This window comes from Bacteroides sp. HF-4919 (assembly GCF_018860125.1).
This window is the reverse complement of the sequence record NZ_JAHKNF010000009.1, coordinates 47,955-64,228: the sequence shown is the minus strand read 5'-3', so window position 1 is coordinate 64,228 and position 16,274 is coordinate 47,955. Positions and strand designations below refer to the sequence as shown.

Annotated in this window: 17 protein-coding genes and 2 pseudogenes; 3 read left to right on the top strand and 16 right to left on the bottom strand. The window is 39.5% G+C overall.

What is annotated here, in order from left to right:
- Positions 1-28: 28 nt before the first annotated feature.
- The 7 genes and pseudogenes from KO473_RS15725 to KO473_RS23815 all read right to left on the bottom strand — a co-directional run bounded on the left by KO473_RS15725 (position 29) and on the right by KO473_RS23815 (position 5,571).
- Positions 29-1,105, bottom strand: coding sequence for a BF3164 family lipoprotein (locus KO473_RS15725; protein WP_005779004.1), 1,077 nt, complete (start codon positions 1,103-1,105; stop codon positions 29-31).
- A gap of 196 nt (positions 1,106-1,301) precedes the next feature.
- A complete protein-coding gene (locus tag KO473_RS15720) occupies positions 1,302-2,468 on the bottom strand; it encodes a 6-bladed beta-propeller (protein WP_005779005.1) in 1,167 nt (388 codons plus the stop codon).
- A gap of 636 nt (positions 2,469-3,104) precedes the next feature.
- A complete protein-coding gene (locus KO473_RS15715) occupies positions 3,105-3,437 on the bottom strand; it encodes an NVEALA domain-containing protein (protein WP_005779006.1) in 333 nt (110 codons plus the stop codon).
- A 134-nt stretch (positions 3,438-3,571) separates the two neighbouring features.
- Positions 3,572-4,459 (bottom strand): DUF1573 domain-containing protein, encoded by an 888-nt coding sequence (locus KO473_RS15710; protein WP_005779007.1) that lies wholly within the window; start codon positions 4,457-4,459, stop codon positions 3,572-3,574.
- A complete protein-coding gene (locus KO473_RS15705) occupies positions 4,459-4,686 on the bottom strand; it encodes an NVEALA domain-containing protein (protein WP_005779008.1) in 228 nt (75 codons plus the stop codon). Before KO473_RS15705 ends, KO473_RS15710 begins: the two co-directional genes overlap by 1 nt.
- A gap of 65 nt (positions 4,687-4,751) precedes the next feature.
- Positions 4,752-5,129: pseudogene (locus KO473_RS15700) on the bottom strand (hypothetical protein); the annotation flags it as partial.
- A 52-nt stretch (positions 5,130-5,181) separates the two neighbouring features.
- The gene (locus tag KO473_RS23815) at positions 5,182-5,571 is read right to left on the bottom strand and encodes a hypothetical protein (protein ID WP_032537638.1); all 390 of its coding nucleotides are present in this window, start codon (positions 5,569-5,571) and stop codon (positions 5,182-5,184) included.
- A gap of 260 nt (positions 5,572-5,831) precedes the next feature.
- On the opposite strand from KO473_RS23815, the gene KO473_RS23810 reads away from it, so the two are divergent.
- Positions 5,832-5,909 (top strand): transposase, encoded by a 78-nt coding sequence (locus KO473_RS23810; protein WP_080546258.1) that lies wholly within the window; start codon positions 5,832-5,834, stop codon positions 5,907-5,909.
- Positions 5,910-5,963: 54 nt separating this feature from the next.
- Positions 5,964-6,281: a transposase gene (locus KO473_RS15690; RefSeq protein ID WP_122296863.1), complete on the top strand. Its 318-nt coding sequence runs from the start codon at positions 5,964-5,966 to the stop codon at positions 6,279-6,281.
- Positions 6,282-6,335: 54 nt separating this feature from the next.
- Here the strand turns inward: KO473_RS15690 and KO473_RS15685 are convergent, their stop codons facing one another.
- The 7 genes and pseudogenes from KO473_RS15685 to folP form a co-directional block, all read right to left on the bottom strand.
- Positions 6,336-7,394 (bottom strand): BF3164 family lipoprotein, encoded by a 1,059-nt coding sequence (locus KO473_RS15685; protein WP_005779014.1) that lies wholly within the window; start codon positions 7,392-7,394, stop codon positions 6,336-6,338.
- Positions 7,395-7,639: 245 nt separating this feature from the next.
- Positions 7,640-7,846 (bottom strand): annotated as a pseudogene (locus KO473_RS23805) (hypothetical protein); the annotation flags it as partial.
- Complete coding sequence (locus KO473_RS15680) at positions 7,846-8,073, bottom strand: NVEALA domain-containing protein (protein ID WP_005779008.1); 228 nt, start codon at positions 8,071-8,073, stop codon at positions 7,846-7,848. The pseudogene KO473_RS23805 and the gene KO473_RS15680, both read right to left, overlap by 1 nt.
- Positions 8,074-8,137: 64 nt before the next feature.
- Positions 8,138-9,208, bottom strand: coding sequence for a hypothetical protein (locus KO473_RS15675; protein ID WP_005779016.1), 1,071 nt, complete (start codon positions 9,206-9,208; stop codon positions 8,138-8,140).
- Positions 9,205-9,432: a hypothetical protein gene (locus KO473_RS15670; protein WP_005811873.1), complete on the bottom strand. Its 228-nt coding sequence runs from the start codon at positions 9,430-9,432 to the stop codon at positions 9,205-9,207. The genes KO473_RS15675 and KO473_RS15670 overlap by 4 nt, the downstream gene beginning before the upstream one ends.
- Positions 9,433-9,851: 419 nt before the next feature.
- Positions 9,852-10,616: a diadenylate cyclase CdaA gene (gene cdaA / locus KO473_RS15665; RefSeq protein WP_005779023.1), complete on the bottom strand. Its 765-nt coding sequence runs from the start codon at positions 10,614-10,616 to the stop codon at positions 9,852-9,854.
- Between the two features lie 33 nt (positions 10,617-10,649).
- Positions 10,650-11,510 (bottom strand): dihydropteroate synthase, encoded by an 861-nt coding sequence (gene folP, locus KO473_RS15660; RefSeq protein WP_122130410.1) that lies wholly within the window; start codon positions 11,508-11,510, stop codon positions 10,650-10,652.
- A gap of 110 nt (positions 11,511-11,620) precedes the next feature.
- Here folP and KO473_RS15655 point away from each other — a divergent pair, with 110 nt between their 5' ends.
- Positions 11,621-13,633 carry an ATP-binding protein gene (locus KO473_RS15655; RefSeq protein WP_175636595.1) on the top strand — a complete coding sequence of 671 codons (2,013 nt, stop codon included), beginning with the start codon at positions 11,621-11,623 and terminating at the stop codon, positions 13,631-13,633.
- Between the two features lie 77 nt (positions 13,634-13,710).
- Here KO473_RS15655 and glsA read toward each other — a convergent pair whose 3' ends face one another.
- Together glsA and KO473_RS15645 are read right to left on the bottom strand one after the other, a co-directional pair.
- Complete coding sequence (gene glsA, locus KO473_RS15650) at positions 13,711-14,676, bottom strand: glutaminase A (RefSeq protein WP_005822914.1); 966 nt, start codon at positions 14,674-14,676, stop codon at positions 13,711-13,713.
- Between the two features lie 14 nt (positions 14,677-14,690).
- Positions 14,691-16,133 carry a glutamate decarboxylase gene (locus tag KO473_RS15645; protein ID WP_005779031.1) on the bottom strand — a complete coding sequence of 481 codons (1,443 nt, stop codon included), beginning with the start codon at positions 16,131-16,133 and terminating at the stop codon, positions 14,691-14,693.
- Between the last annotated feature and the right edge of the window lie 141 nt (positions 16,134-16,274).

Below are 16,274 nucleotides of genomic sequence, written 5' to 3'. Positions count from 1 at the left end.
AGACTAAATTCATATATAGTGTGAACCATTAATCTAACGTGTAACATACTATTTTCCATCCACTTGAACTATTTTTCACAGCAGCAAACAAACTCTGTTGAGTACCATCCACTGCAATATAATAAGCATCAGTATCTAACGAATATTTCTTAATCGGATTACCCTCCCAGTCAAAAACCAATACAGTATTCGATCTTCGGTTGTTTTCGTACATTTTTTTATCAGAGTACAAAGCATAAACATACTTAGAGGTAGCACTAAGATCTATATAACCCGCCTGAGTATTTTCTGTTAGATCTACATAATAAATTCCTTCTTCATTAACGGGTTTGTTGATTGGATCTCCCAACCTCAACGATTTTATCAACTCAATTTTATTGTTTACTATTTCAAAAAAGTCCATGTTGGACGAGAAGTTAATTGAACCGGCAAATGTATGTTTCTCAGGGTTCATTACTAAATTTCCTTGATTAGAAAGATATCTGGTGTATATTTGAAAAGCGCTATCCGCAGCATTATACACATCCACACCGTAATCCAGCACACTGTCATTTTTGTTGAATAACAGATATTGGTAACGGGATTTATATGTCCCGGTACACAAAAAAGTCGTATCGTCTATCGCTATGAGCCTTGAAATCTGCGCCTCCGGAATTTTATATTGCGCCAGACGTACCGGTGAACCATCCTTCTTGCGACTGTTGCGTAAAGAGTCGAGACTGTATTTCATCACAATACGTGTTTGGTCATCAAAAACAGTGAAACCGCTTTTCGTTAAGTAGCCATAACAGGGTGAAGGCAGTTCAGCCGGACCCTGTCCGATAGTCCCAAAACGAGCGATATATTCACCTGATTTTTTGTCAAACAGCGTATAGCAACATCCCGAGTGATAGTCATTAACTATGAGATTCTTTCCGTCACAACTTAATCCCTCTATTATTGCTATAGAATCTTCATTAACATAAAAGTCCTTCTTTTGAGACAGAGATTGGGATTCAGAAAACAATTCCAGAACTGTATGGGATTTCTCTTTTTCGCATGCCCCCAAGATACACATAGATGACAACAGAAGTAGGGTGACGCTTAAGTACGGTCGTTTGATCATGGTTCAATATTATTATTTTTTTTCACAAAATGCTGTAGCAAAAACCGGATAGTTCTTTTTGTTTATTTAGTTAGAAGTCATTATCTTACCATTGCAAAAAGATAAATCCTATAACAAACGCCAAGATAATATTTAAAGATTCAATCTCCAATCAAAAGATCCTTTTTTCTTTTCATAATTATTATTTCTAAGATATTTATTCTTTTGCAGGATAATAAAATATCAATGGATTAGAATTCTCTGTCAAATTCTTCAGTTCTAAAATCCTATCCAAACTCTCATTCACTTGCCCCGATCTCACTAACGACAAAAACAAAGGCATAGTGTACATATCAAGACAGCCATACACTCCCTTCTCGTCATAAGTTATCAAATTAGGAATGATATGTACATCGTCCCCCTTCGCCCTGTACACCCAATCATCAACACACCCATTGAATATAGAACAAGAGTCCCGAGACGCACTCAATAAACCATAATAAGTTTGATAACCTTTCTGATACTTAAAAAGATAATCATTTTTCACATGAGCCCAAAATATCAAGCTATGTACCTTACCGGATTCTACTAAATACCGAAGAGTTTCTCCTTTATTCACATCTATTTTATCAAGTGTCTTTTTATCCATCCAAGCATCCGTTACAAATTTCAGCCAGATATCTTCCCGGTCACCCTGTAAACATAATATATCCTTTGAATACAAAGGAGAAAAGCATAATTCCTTTTCCAAAGGTAAACAGAAAGGAGAATGCCCTTGAATCTGCCTCCATCCTTCATTATTAACATTTACAGAAAAATATTTTCTTTCTGTTTGCCCCCCCTTCAAATCAACTTTCCTCATCATGGCGTCTTCACCCGATTTTGAATGTAAATCTGTGTATAAATCACCCTGATTATAGTGTATATAATGGCTTTGACCTTCATCACGATTCAACGATAAAGAGCTGAAAAACTGACCGGATAAAGAATAACAATACACAATCTGCCTGGTAAAATCTAAGGCATAGACATTCCCTTCCTTATCAAGGGTAAAATCACACAGCAACGTATACTCTCCCGGACCACTCCCCTGGCTTCCGATATTATACTTAAATTCTCCGCTTCGATCAAATACGTGGAGAGCATTCAATTCTTTATCTAAAATAAGAAGCAAAGAGTCCTTTGCCAACAGTTTGTCAATGTTGCCAACAATGGTATCATCATCCAAAATAATAATTTCCGGTTTTTCAAAAAGACTTGAAAATCGAAGCTCCTTTTGTATAACGATAGAATCCAAACAGATAGCTTTGTCTCCCGCCATCCTTCCTTTGTTTATACAAGAGAATAGACAAAAGCCTATAATTAAAAATAATACTGTCTTCATAAGCTAATAATTAGACTATTAATGCGAATTAGGAGTTATTTACCTCTAATCCATGATTCAAAATGTTATTACTCAGTTTATCAACCCACTGTTTTGAGCCTACTTAAAAACCAACAAATAAGAAAAATAACGCCAGTTGTTTTCTTACAAGAAACATTCAACACACATCATTTAAACATACTTTCAGAAGCATTTAAAACTTCGTCAGAAATCACGATACAATTATTCAAGTCAGAAGATTGTGGTCCTCTCAATCCTTGGTCTCCTACCAATTATCACCTACAAAAGAAAGAATCAGGAAAGAATCATTACTTTCCCGGAATGATTATTCTAACAGCTGCTTCAGAAAATGCCCCGACCGTATTCAAAAGAGAATGTGCAGGATAGTTAAGTAAAAAACAGACTTGAAAAATAAGACACATAATAATTTTTCTTTCTTTGATGAAAACTTTCCAGTACAAATATTTACACCACATAAGAGATTAAGGCAGAAGTACAAGCCATAAAGAAAGAGAAAGCCACAGGGACTTGTTCTCACAAGTTGTATCGTATCTAAAATCAGGCAACCTATGTCTATCTTTCTGAATCAGTAAACCAACTACTTATTCGCATTATTGTTTAAAAGATCATCTCTACTTACCTACAAATGCCTGCTACATTTTGTACTGTTATTGATAACTTTCCTTGATAATAAGAATGGATCTCATCCCTCGCATGACACTCTGTCCCAGTTCCTCCACAACGATATTTATGAATATAAGTATTACCAGAAGAAGAAGAGGCACCTTGATAAACACCTAAATAACTTGTGCAATCTAACTCATCAAACTCACCAAACGCTAATGCCTCAGCATTAGCTAAAGAAATATCTGAAGACAAACGGATGTTCTGTGATTTATATACATTATAACCTGCAAATAATACCGCATAAATTGCAAGCACAGTCAAAATTCTCTTTTTTATTTTCATTGTATTTTCTTACTTTAGTTTATTATCATTTTATTTATTCCGTTTATCATTTCCACGGAAAAGCAATCCAATTGCCTTCTAAATCAAACTTTTTCCATAGGCTAACGTTCTCCATAATTTTTTAAGGTTAACTATTAGTTTTCTTTATCAACTGCATTACCCCGAATCTTCAAACGTATTGGAGAGGTGGGAGTATTACAATATACAGTAATGGTCTTCTCAAAATGTTCGGGATGTTCTGCACGGTAAGTAACCTGAATATCGGCAGACTTCCCCGAAGGCACAGGCTCCTTGCTGTAAGTGACGGATGTACAGCCACACGAAGCATTTATGTCCTCGATAATCAGAAGATGATCGCCAAGATTCCGCAAACTAAAAGTAGCAGTCTGGGGAGTTTTCCAATCAAAATCGCCCATTTCATCGAGGTTTTTATCCAAAACCACTTTTGTTTGGGAAGAGGTAGCGACTCCGGTTTGCCGTCCGGTAATAATTTGCAAATAAAGGTCACGCACCTTTTTATTATGGACAGGATTACCAATCGCAATCACCCTGTTCTGACTGTCCAAAAGGAAAGTTTGAAAGTTCACATCCGAAGGGAAATGATTCAAAGCATCAAAACCTCCCTTTTCATCGATAAAAACCGGATAAAGGAATCGATCTCTTTTCAATAGAAAAGAGATTTCATTTTTGTTTTTCGGATGGAAAGCAAAGAGAAAAGATACCTTTCCATTTGCCATTGTGTCGACCATAGAAATGAAATATTTCCATGTAGGAAGTTGCAATTTACAACTGGTGCAGCCCACCGAATCCACGTAAGTCATTATGGTATATTCATTTTGGGGAAACGAATAACCGGCACTGTCCTTTCCCAAAACACTGAATGTCATATCAGCGGGATAGACAATCGTTCTACCCTCCCATTCGTGGATCAAACGGGATATTTGCTGCTCTTTGGTCTCTTTACATGAGCAAAGTGCCATCAGAAAGCATAAATAGCCGATAAGTTTAATGGGCCGTCCCATTATTCTTCACGGTATACTACCTCAACTTTCAGATATGTGAACGGACAGTCCACAGATCCGTCACCGAAACAGGCTATTTCTCCATCCGGGAACGACTCTCCTGTAGCCAAAGCCTCCACATTTTGCAATAGTAAACCGGCTTCTTGTACCTTTCCTTCTTTTCTCACAGAAACAAGACCTATTAACAATAGCCCGATAAGTCCAATAGTAATTTTTGCGTTTTTCATACTCTATGTTTTTATTGCAAAGGTATGGCTTATCTCGGCCACCGCCAGTGAGAAAGACTGATTTCTCACTGATTTTTCACTGATTTCTTACTATTTTCTGAACGAAAGTGGAGTTGATAGCCTCCATTTACCAAAGTAACACCAAGATTAGCCCCTATTTTACTTAAATCGGTACGTAAATCAGTAATCAGTCGGTTCCTGCGTTCCATACAAGAATCTACATCCTCTAATTCTTTCCAGAATAGTTTTTTCAGATCTTCATTCAACAGCAAATGATCGGGTTTAAGAAATGCCAGCAATACCTCAGCAACTCGTTTTCGGAGTATACAAGTCTGTTTACGATAAGTGATACTCCTCTCCAGATAATCAAATGTAAGTCCATTGACTTCCCAAACAAATTCACCTTTTTGTTGAGCTGGCAGTTGTGATGATTCAATAAATTCAAAACAACCAGTAAATGCCATCACCACACAACAGTCAGCTCTTTCCTTCCTTCTATTCTCTTTTCAACCGATAACGATATAACGAATCTTTCACCACACATGACACAACAAAAGAGACATCCTCTTCACTATCTAGGAGAACAAATGGAAATGCATCGGCAGAAAGACTAACCAAATGTTCACAATCAGGTAATTTATATCTATCATCAACTATAACCAGTACCAAGTCTGAGCCTTCAACAAGGTTACTTGATAATTCCACATCATCAAGCTTCTTCACAAACCGAAAGTATTTATACCCCTCATGCTTCCTATATACCGAATCAATTTTAGCCGATCGAAAATAAATTTCTTTAGAAGCAGCAAGACTTTTACTCACCACTTCCGTCATTAACACCCGAACTGCATCTGAATAAAAAAACAGATAACAAACGACTATCATGATAGCGAAAAAAAAAACTGACAATTCTTTCTATTCACAATTATTGTTTTTAAGATATTTAGAAGCTGTTTTTGAATTATAAAACATTAATATAACATATTATTTATCAGCAGATTAATTAAATATCATTTCTTAACTTTATGGCTACCAAAACATAAGTTATGAGTAATTATCCAACCAACCTAACTGATAAACAGTGGTAAGTTATAAAAAATATAGTAGAAACCAAAGAAAGGAAACGAAAACATCCTTTACGTAAGATGATAAATGCTATGCTGTACCTTACTAAGACCGCCTGTCAGTGGCGAATGCTTCTCAAGGAATTTGGCCCTTGGTAAACCATTTACTTCTATTTCCGTAAATGGAAGTTGGAAAGAGTCTTTGAGGAGTTGATGCACCATCTCCGAGAATCGGTCCGAAAAGCTTTTGGCAAAGCTATCAGCCCCATAGATTCCAAAACTGTAAGAACTTCTCATCACATTGATACGCTTGGCATAATTCCGGTGGTAGTTATTCACACTGCAAACATACTCAGGCCTGATGCCGCCAAACAGTTCACAGTACCATCCAAAAGATGGATTGTGGACAGAACTTTTTCATGGTTCGAAAGTTTTAGAAGGCTCAGTAAAGACAACGAAGTACTTCCAGAAACTTCACAAACCATGATATACCTAACAATGATACAAATGATGCTTAACAGGACCAAATGATAAATTTGAATATAGGGACTTAGTCGCAGCGAAATGCCCCACTCTCTTCTGAAATTATGGAATGTTATCGAACGATACTAAAGTAGGTTCAGGCATATTACCCAATCCTATTATTTTATGCAACTTCGTGCATAAAGCTATCCGGTATATTCTTTTATCTAATAATAATTTTGCAATAGGCAATCCTTTATAGTCGAAAATTAATATTTTGTTTGCCATTGATTTATGTGGGTCTTTAAAATCATAATCACTTAATAGCTGGTCTAAATATAATACATAAATATACTTGTCATCCATTGCTAAATCTAATACTTGTCCAAAACTTCTTTCTTTACTAAACAGAAGGTCGCTGTTTTTACATTCATAAAAAGATTTATCAAAATAAAAACTCCAATCTTTTATCATGACATCGTTTTCCAAATGGTATTTTGCAAGGTATGGCAATTTGTTAGGAGTAAATACCATATTGCCCTCATAAGCAGATAAACACCCCTTTAAATTCATTCGTGACGATTGCATAGACAATTCTCCTTCAATAGGAGAATTTCCAAATCTTTGTAATGGTTGTAAATTACTATCTAACAGCGAAAAGAAACTTCCATCTTTTCCGCATAATAGCGAAACAAAATGTCTGTCATCCAATTTCACAAAGTTATAATCTGCCGGATTTAGTTCACCTTTCTTACGCTTATAAGGTACTCTATTTCTTGATAACTCTTTAATAACCATACCATCTTTACTATCATTCAAAGACATTACAGCCAAAGTTTGCGTATTGATATCGTTCAAACCAAATGTGTTTTCATGAGCGTATGTAATCATCGGTTGAAGAAATTCACCCGGACCATTTCCTAAAGATCCATAAGCATATATTTTTTTCATTCCTGAAGGTATCGAATATACACTGCAAAAGTCCTTTTGGGCGATATGGGTCATTACTAAAAAAGTATCAACACAACCAATCCATCCCATATTAATCAATAATTCTGTATCTGATTGTTCGCATTTTACTTCTATTACCTTATCGAATGTTGAGATATTCGTATTATCCCTCAAATTACAGCTCGACAATAAGCATGAAAAAATTACTATAAAAAAAAACTGTTTCTGCATAGGTTTACATACTATTAAACGACATGTGGAAAAATTATAGACATTTGTGCCAAAACATGACACTCATTCCTCTTAAGGTGGAATCAAAAACTTTTTCCTGTTTTGATAAAATTTGCTACTTTTGCACACATCACCTCCTTTCGTATTGGTTGATAATGATGGGGTATGAGGAGCTTCATTAACAAAGGTTGCAAGTCTGTGTATGTGTATTGAAGCTTCCTTTTCTCCCTTTGAAATATGCAAATCATTATGGTATATTCATTTTGAGGAAACGAATAGTCGGCACTGCCCTTTCCCAAAACACTGAATGTTATATCAATCAGCGGGATAGACAATCGTTCTACCTCCCATTCGTGAATCAAACGGGATATTTGCTGCTCTTTGGTCTCTTTACATGAGCAAAGTGCCATCAGAAAGCATAAATAGCCGATAAGTTTAATGGGACGGCCCATTATTCTTCACGGTATACTACCTCAACTTTCAGATATGTGAACGGACAGTCCACAGATCCGTCACCGAAACAGGCTATTTCTCCATCCGGAAACGACTCTCCTGTAGCCAAAGCCTCCACATTTTGCAATAGTAAACCGGCTTCTTGTACCTTTCCTTCTTTTCTCACAGAAACAAGACCTATTAGCAATAGCCCGATAAGTCCAATAGTAATTTTTGCGTTTTTCATACTCTATGTTTTTTTGCAAAGGTATGGCTTATCCCGCCCACCGCCAGTGAGAAAGACTGATTTCTCACTGATTTTTCACTGATTTCTTACTATTTTCTGAACGAAAGTGGAGTTGATAGCCTCCATTTACCAAAGTAACACCAAGATTAGCCCCTATTTTCCTTAAATCAGTACGTAAATCAGTAATCAGTCGGTTCCTGCGTTCCATACAAGAATCTACATCCTCTAATTCTTTCCAGAATAGTTTTTTCAAATCTTCATTCAACAGCAAATGGCCGGGTGCTTTAAGAAATGCCAGCAATACCTCAGCAACTTGTTTTCGGAGTATACAAGTCTGTTTACGATAAGTGATACTCCTCTGCAGATAATCAAATGTAAGTCCATTGACTTCCCAAACAAATTCACTTTTTTGTTGAGCAAGTGGTTGCGACGATTCAACATGATCATCTTCTATTCTGGACCCGGATAAAATTCGAACAAGAAAGAGACGAACACTCGGAATATAAAACAAACAAAAGATCAGTGAGAAAAGGACATAACACCAAGTACGAATATTATTCCAATGCGCTTTTAAAATAACGTCCACCCAAAAAGGTCTTATAAAAGCATCCATTTTTATGCAATAACCGACTCCTGTACTATAGGCTAATAAAAAACAATCAGGTTCATTTAACCCACTCGACACTGATATCCGCTCTCCGTTCTTTAGAGAATTTGTTAGTTTTATTCCGGTCTTAGCACAGATTCCATCCATACGAAGTTTCAACTGCCATTTCTGATTCAGAGAATCTACATGAATAGGGTTTCGTTCTATCAGGAAAGATTGCTTGGCTTTCTGTATAAAAGATGTATCCGTATAAACAGTATCAATGGCAAATTGACATACATTGCAAGTCCCACTTTTATCTGTAAGGGTTACTTTCTTATGCTTTGTTTGTTTCTTTCCGGTAGCGTACGCATGATTGGGATTCAATTTTCGGAATCTACATTCCAAGTCTTCATCAATTGTACGCAACAAGAGTTTTTGTGCACTTGCATTTACAATAGGCAGACCCATACGATAAAGATAGGATCCAAAAGTAATTGTAACCCCTATCCAAAGTAAAGCAAATAAGATACTATAGATAAATTTCATTGTTCATCATTTTCTTTTGCAAAGAAAATCAAAAAAAGAGTTGATTGCAAATAAAATATAATTTTTCTACCTCCAGTTTCATCTATAAATCTTATCAATAACAGTCCGGCATTATCCAACTGAGCTACATGCAAATACACTATTGATTCATTACTCTTCACACAATTTCCCAAAGACCTTTCCCCCTGCACAAATAAGGAAGAGACCAACTTGATTTCCCCCATATCATAAACCTTTATGAACAAGATAATTACCATTTTTCATACGATCTTTACTCCGGCCCGCATACGTGGGCTCATGGGCCCGCATACCGGGGCTTATCGGCCCACGTACCCGGGCTCATGGGCACAGACATGCGGGCCCGGATAAGATTCAGACCATTTTCGCTAAAGATACTAAGGAAAACAAAATGCTTTTATAGGTATAAGCAGAAAGAACAGCCCACCCATCATGCTATATATAAATAGATTACGCTTATTTCCTTTACTAAAATGAAGGGTGGAAGATGGAAGATAGGGGTGGAAGATAAAAGCCCTTAAAAACAGCATCTTCCACCCGCTAAGAGTCTGTTTATCAGAACCAAGATTCTTAAAAGGTGGAAGATGGAAGATCGAAATGCATTTTTTGTATGAGAGCGTGATATTTAGCTTTCCTTTGTCAGCAGACTTTCAAGTTCTTCAGCACTCTGGCGAAGATAGAACTGTCCGCGCCATGCTACAGAAATTGCTCCGGTTTCTTCGGAAACGATAATGGCTAAAGCATCCGAGACTTGAGATATGCCCATTGCTGCCCGATGACGGAGTCCCAGTTCTTTGGGTATATCCAAATTATGTGACACAGGAAGAATACATCCGGCAGCTTTGATACGCTTCTTACTGATTACCATTGCACCGTCATGCAAAGGACTGTTCTTAAAGAAAATATTCTCTATCAGGCGCTGGTTGATATTGGCATCGATAATCTCACCGGTACGAATGACATCGTCAAGAGGGACATTACGTTCCATCACGATCAAGGCCCCCACCTTCTGCTTTCCCATACTGATACAGGCCATCACGATGGGCATGATATCATCATGCTGAAGTTTTTCTTTTTTATTTCCGGTAAGGAAACGTACCAAGGCACTGGCATGTTGATGCGAACCGAGCGTGAGAAGGAAACGCCTGATCTCATCCTGAAACAAAACGATCAGTGCCAATACTCCCACGCTTACCAACTTATCGAAAATAGAACCGAGGAGTTTCATCTCGAGCACTTGCGAAACAACCAGCCAGATAAGGATAAACACCAGAATACCGGTAAACACATTGATAGATCCGGAGGCTTTCATCAGCTTGTATGTATAGTAAAGCAGGAAAGCCACCAACAGGATATCAATAAAATCTTTTATGCCAAATTCAAAAAACACGGATTAAAATATTAAGAGTTAAATATTCGGATATCAGGAATGAAACGATACGCTTTTCAGTTTTTCAATCAACCGGACCGCCTCCACTGCTTCACGTACATCATGGACACGTAGTATATCGGCTCCCTTCATCAATGCCACCGTATCGAGCACAGTCGTCCCGTTGAGTGCCTCTTGCGGAGTAGCTCCGAACAAGCGATAAATCATCGATTTGCGCGAGACTCCTACCAACAAAGGCAATTCGAAGATACCGAACTCCTCCAGATGTGCCATCAGTTCGTAATTATGCTCCAGTGTTTTGCCAAAACCGAAACCGGGATCAAGAATAATATCTTTCATTCCCAAATCACGCAACTGCCGGACTTTCCGTGCAAAATACATAAAAACCTCTTTCAACAAGTTTTCATAGTGGGGTTCCTTCTGCATGTTCTGGGGAGTGCCCTGCATATGCATCATGATGTAGGGTACGTTCAGACGGGCTACGGTTGGGAACATCTGCTCGTCCATCTCACCCGCCGAAATATCGTTGATAATGGCGGCTCCATACTCCTCGACACACTGCCGCGCCACTTCGACACGGAATGTATCCACGGAAATAATAGCATCCGGGTGATTACGGTTCAATATTTCCAGCCCGGTACGCAGCCTTTGCATCTCTTCTTCCGGTGAGATATGCTCGGCATTGGGACGTGACGAATAAGCACCGATATCAATAATTGATGCACCTTCATCCAATATCTGACATGCACGCGCAGCGATCTCGGCTTCAGTCCGGCTACGGCTGCCTGCATAAAAAGAATCGGGCGTGACGTTGAGTATTCCCATGACCTGCGGAGTGGAAAGATCGAGTAAACGTCCGTTTACATTCAGACTTTTGAGAATCGTTGAATCCATTTTCTGTTTTTACAGTTGATTGTCGCAAAGATAAAGAAAAATAAATGTCCCTATGCTATCTGCACACTAAAAATAAAGTTATCTTTGCAGGTATCAAGACTACTGAAACAATGTTTATCAAATTATGCCGTCACATCATATTACCTATACTGGTTTTGTTCTGCTTTCAATATCAGACAAGAGCTGAACACACGCTTACAAAGACGGACAGCGTTTTGCGTAGCTACTTCTTAAAATGTAAGGCAGAAATCAACAGTCCGGCCTTCCTGCAAATAAACGATACCCTTGCCCGCCTGTCAAAACAGAAAAAGGACAGACACATGGAAGCTGTTGCCGCTTCGCTGAAGCTGGACTATTATTATTATAAAAATGATCTCGACAGCATTCTGATTGAAGTAGAGAACGTGAAAAAGATAAGCAAACAGAATGGCCAGTTGAAATACTTCTATTTTGCCTGGGGAAGCCGGCTGATTACTTATTACATAAAGCAACATCAAACCAGTACGGCCATTTATGAGGCGCAAAAAATGCTCCGGTCGGCCGAAGCTGATAATTTCATCCCCGGAATCGTACAGTGTTATCGGGCATTGGGAACCATTTATATGACTCAGTCGAATCCCAAACTGGCATATGAGAATTTCAAAAAACAAATAGAGCTTATCGAGCAAAACGGAATAGAAGACATCAACCTGCCTACCCAATACGCATCGCTTGCCCAGTGTGCCCTTGAATTGCACCAACCTGAGGATGCCAAAAAAGCGCTGGACGAAGGAAGCAAAAAGATAAAAAGTGCCTATCAGAATTTTACAATAAACAAGGCTTACATTCTGTACTACATCGAAACGAAAGAATACGATAAAGCGAAGAAAATACTTCGGAAGATGGAACAACTATTCGAAGAGGACAAAACACTTACCATCTACAGAAACGGATTATACTATGTACAGACTGAGTATTACCTGGCTACCGGAGAATATAATAAAGCGCTCGAAGTGATCGACCGGATCAAAGCTGACTCCCTCTCTTCAAACAAATACTTGAACTACAGCATCACTCAAAAAGAAGGAAATATTTACTGGGCAATGAACGACAGAGCACGGGCGGCCCAATTTTACCGGGACTACATCCTGGCTACAGATTCGATACGCACCCAGGAAATACAGAACTCTACCAGTGAGTTCTACGCCATCCTGGAGGTAGAACAGTTACAGAAAGAAAAAAGCGATTTGCTGCTTCACATGCAAGAGGAAAAGCTACAGACTATTTATACAATCCTGATCTCACTCGTTGTCGTCCTGTTAGTAGTAGCAATGATGTTCTGCCGCATTTCTAAACTGAATCAGAAATTAAAGAAGTCGGAAGCAATTGTGGTACAACAGAACAAGGAATTGACAGAAAACGGTGAGGAGCTGCGCAAAGCCAAAGAACGTGCGGAAACTGCAAGCCAGATGAAAACAACATTCATCCAAAGTATGTCACACGAAATACGTACGCCGTTGAATGCGATTGTAGGATTCTCGCAAGTACTGAGTGCTTACTTTAAAAACGAAGATGAAACAAAAGAGTATGCCTCTATCATAGAGACAAGCAGCACTAACTTATTGCGGCTTGTGAGTGACGTACTCGACATTTCGTATCTTGATCAGTCGGAAGAATTGCCATACAATAAACCCGACGACATCAACAATTGCTGCCAGACAAGTATCGAGCGGTCAAGAGATTCTGTGAAACCGGGGGTCAGCCTTTACTTTGAGCCACAATGCAGACAGCTCACCATATTGACTAATCCGACAAGAGTAGCGCAAGTGCTGACCCATTTGCTACACAACGCAGCTAAATTTACGGATAGAGGAAGCATTATTCTGGCCTACACTATAGCGGAAAGTCCAAGCCGGATCATATACACCGTTACCGATACGGGAAAAGGCATTCCTGCAGAACAACAGGAATATGTATTCGAGCGTTTTGCCAAACTGAACGACTTTTCTCAAGGTACCGGACTGGGACTCCCTATATGCCGTATTATCGCAGAAAAGTTAGGTGGCAGCCTCATCATAGATAAGAACTATACAGGAGGATGCCGTTTTATCTTCACCCTTCCTTTGATCCGGGCCAATGTGTGAAAAGAAAAAGGTTGCCCCTCAGGCGGAAACCGCCCTCGGAGCAACCTAAACAAAAAAACGGTAAAGCGTTACCGCTACTACTCAACAATGGTTACTCTTGCACCATTGAATACATTCAACCCCAACTTGTTCATGATGTATTTAATGGCCAACTGTGCTTTCACAGAGTTGCCCGAACCATCCAAAGGAGGTGCAAAGGCAGAAATACCGAATACGCCCGGCAATACCCCCATCACACCACCACCTACACCGGTCTTGGCAGGAATACCAGAAGTATACATCCAGTCACCCGAATGTTCGTAGAAACCTACGGTGGCAATCATAGAAGTGATTTTAGGAGTCAGTTCGGCATCGAATACCTGCTTCTTGGTAACAGGATTCACACCACCATTGGCAACCGTACCGGCAGCCACCGACAACATCTGTGCAGTAACTCCCAAAGAGCACTGACGGGTATAGAGGTCGAGCGACATATTCGGATCATCATAGATACGGTTATAATTCTTCAGCAGCCAGGCAATGGAACGGTTGTTGAAGTTGGTAGCTGTTTCCGACTTATAGAGTTCTTCAATCAGCTGTGGAGCAGAGCCGCAAAGATCGGTAATATTCTGCACAATCGCATCCCACTTCTTATCGGAATTACCAATCGGCGTCACCATGGAACAAGCAGAGATGGCTCCGGCATTGACCAACGGAGTAGACGGATGATCATTTTCCAATAAGATGGCAATGATAGAATTGAAAGGCAGTCCGGTAGCATCCGCTCCAATCATTTCCAACACCTTCTGCGCCCCGTATTGACGGAGAATCAGAATGGCTGTATGTACTTTAGATACGGATTCGATACCGAAACGATAGTCAAAATCCCCTACGGTAATAGTTTGACCATTCAGCAAACAGACACTGATACCAAAAAGGTTCTTGTCAATATTAGCAAGATAGGGAATATAATCGGCATTCTTACCACCGGTATTACCCTTGACTTGCTCATAGGCCTGTTGTACTACCTCTTTTATTTGGGAAATAGATATTTTTTTGTCCATACCAATAATGTTATTTATTTCTTAGCAACTTGCGGTTTACCGGTATGATTAAACACTTTGGTTTCTACCGGCAGATTCTTTTCCTGGGCGATACGAGTGGTTGTCGGGTATTCCAGTTTTTCAAGTTCGGTAATAGCATTCTTGATATCTCCCAACAGCATATCGGCCATGTCCCGGCTGAATCCCTGACGAACTACCACACGCATAACCACATAATTCTCCAGTTTAGAAGGCAGTGTATATGCCGGAACCATCCAGCCGTGCTGAGCCAGTTTATCCTGCAAATCATAAAGAGTCCATTTGGCGTTCTTTGCATATTCCGGTTTCATGTACCAGATAAACAACGGGTTCACTACATCTTCAGAGTAGTTGACAAACGGAGCCATCTTAGCGATCTGGCTGTGGATATATTTAGCTATTTGCAGAGAGTTATACTGTACTTCCTTGTAACCCTGGAATCCTAAACGGATGAATTGATAATACTGTCCCAGAATCTGAGCAGCCGGACGTGAGAAGTTCAAACCTACCTGAGTAATGTTAGCTCCTAAATAGTTTACGCTGAAAGCCATTTCTTCGGGCAGATATTCTTTACCTTTCCAGACAACCCAACCTAAACCCGGATATACAAGACCGAACTTATGACCGGATACACTGATAGAGAGTACCCATTTCAGGCGGAAGTCCCACTTGGTTTCCGGATACAGGAACGGAAGGATAAAACCACCGCTGGCAGCGTCTACGTGGATAGGAATGTCATAACCGGTCTTGGCGTTATAAGCATCGAGGGCTTTGTCAAGCGCTTCAACGTCGTCATTCAGGCCTGTCCATGTAACACCCTGGATAGGAACTACACAAATTGTATTTTCATCACACATCTTCAAGGCTTCTTCCGGATCGAGTGTGGTCTTGTCCAATGTCAGAGGAACCTGACGCATCTCAATTTGCCATAACTGCGCAAATTTCTCCCAAACTACCTGGAAGCCGGTTGAAATCACAAAGTTTGGTTTGTCAAACGGTTTGCCCTGTGCCTGACGTTTTTTACGCCAACGCAGCCAAGCTGCAACACCACCCAACATACAGGCTTCTGAAGAACCGATAGCCAACGCACCTGTCTTCCAGGTATCTTTCTCCGGAGAATTCCACAAGTTGGCTACAATGTTGATACATTTACCATTCATTACGGCAATACGCGGGTATTCTGTCTCGTCAATATAGTTGATATTGATAGCTTCATTCATCAGCTTCGTTGCATAGTCATCCATATAAGTAGTCACGAATGTAGCAAGATTCAGACGGGGCTGAGTTTGAGCAAAAGTTTCGTCCTTCACCATCTGGTAGGCGATTTCCGGAGTCGTAGGTCCATCAGGTATTTTCTCCACCGGAGAGGGTTGCAACATTTTGTTTGAACCAAATACATCGGTTTTAGCATCACCTTTTCTGAAATTTAAATCTTCCATAATTACTCTTATTTTTAATTAGGTTTAGGCGATGGGGATTTTCCCCGTCGAATTTCCCACAACAACATCGAAGGGATATGAAAGTTCTTCGGTTTTACATTATTTGGCGTTTATTAAAAAGGGAGGGAAACGGAAAAGTTA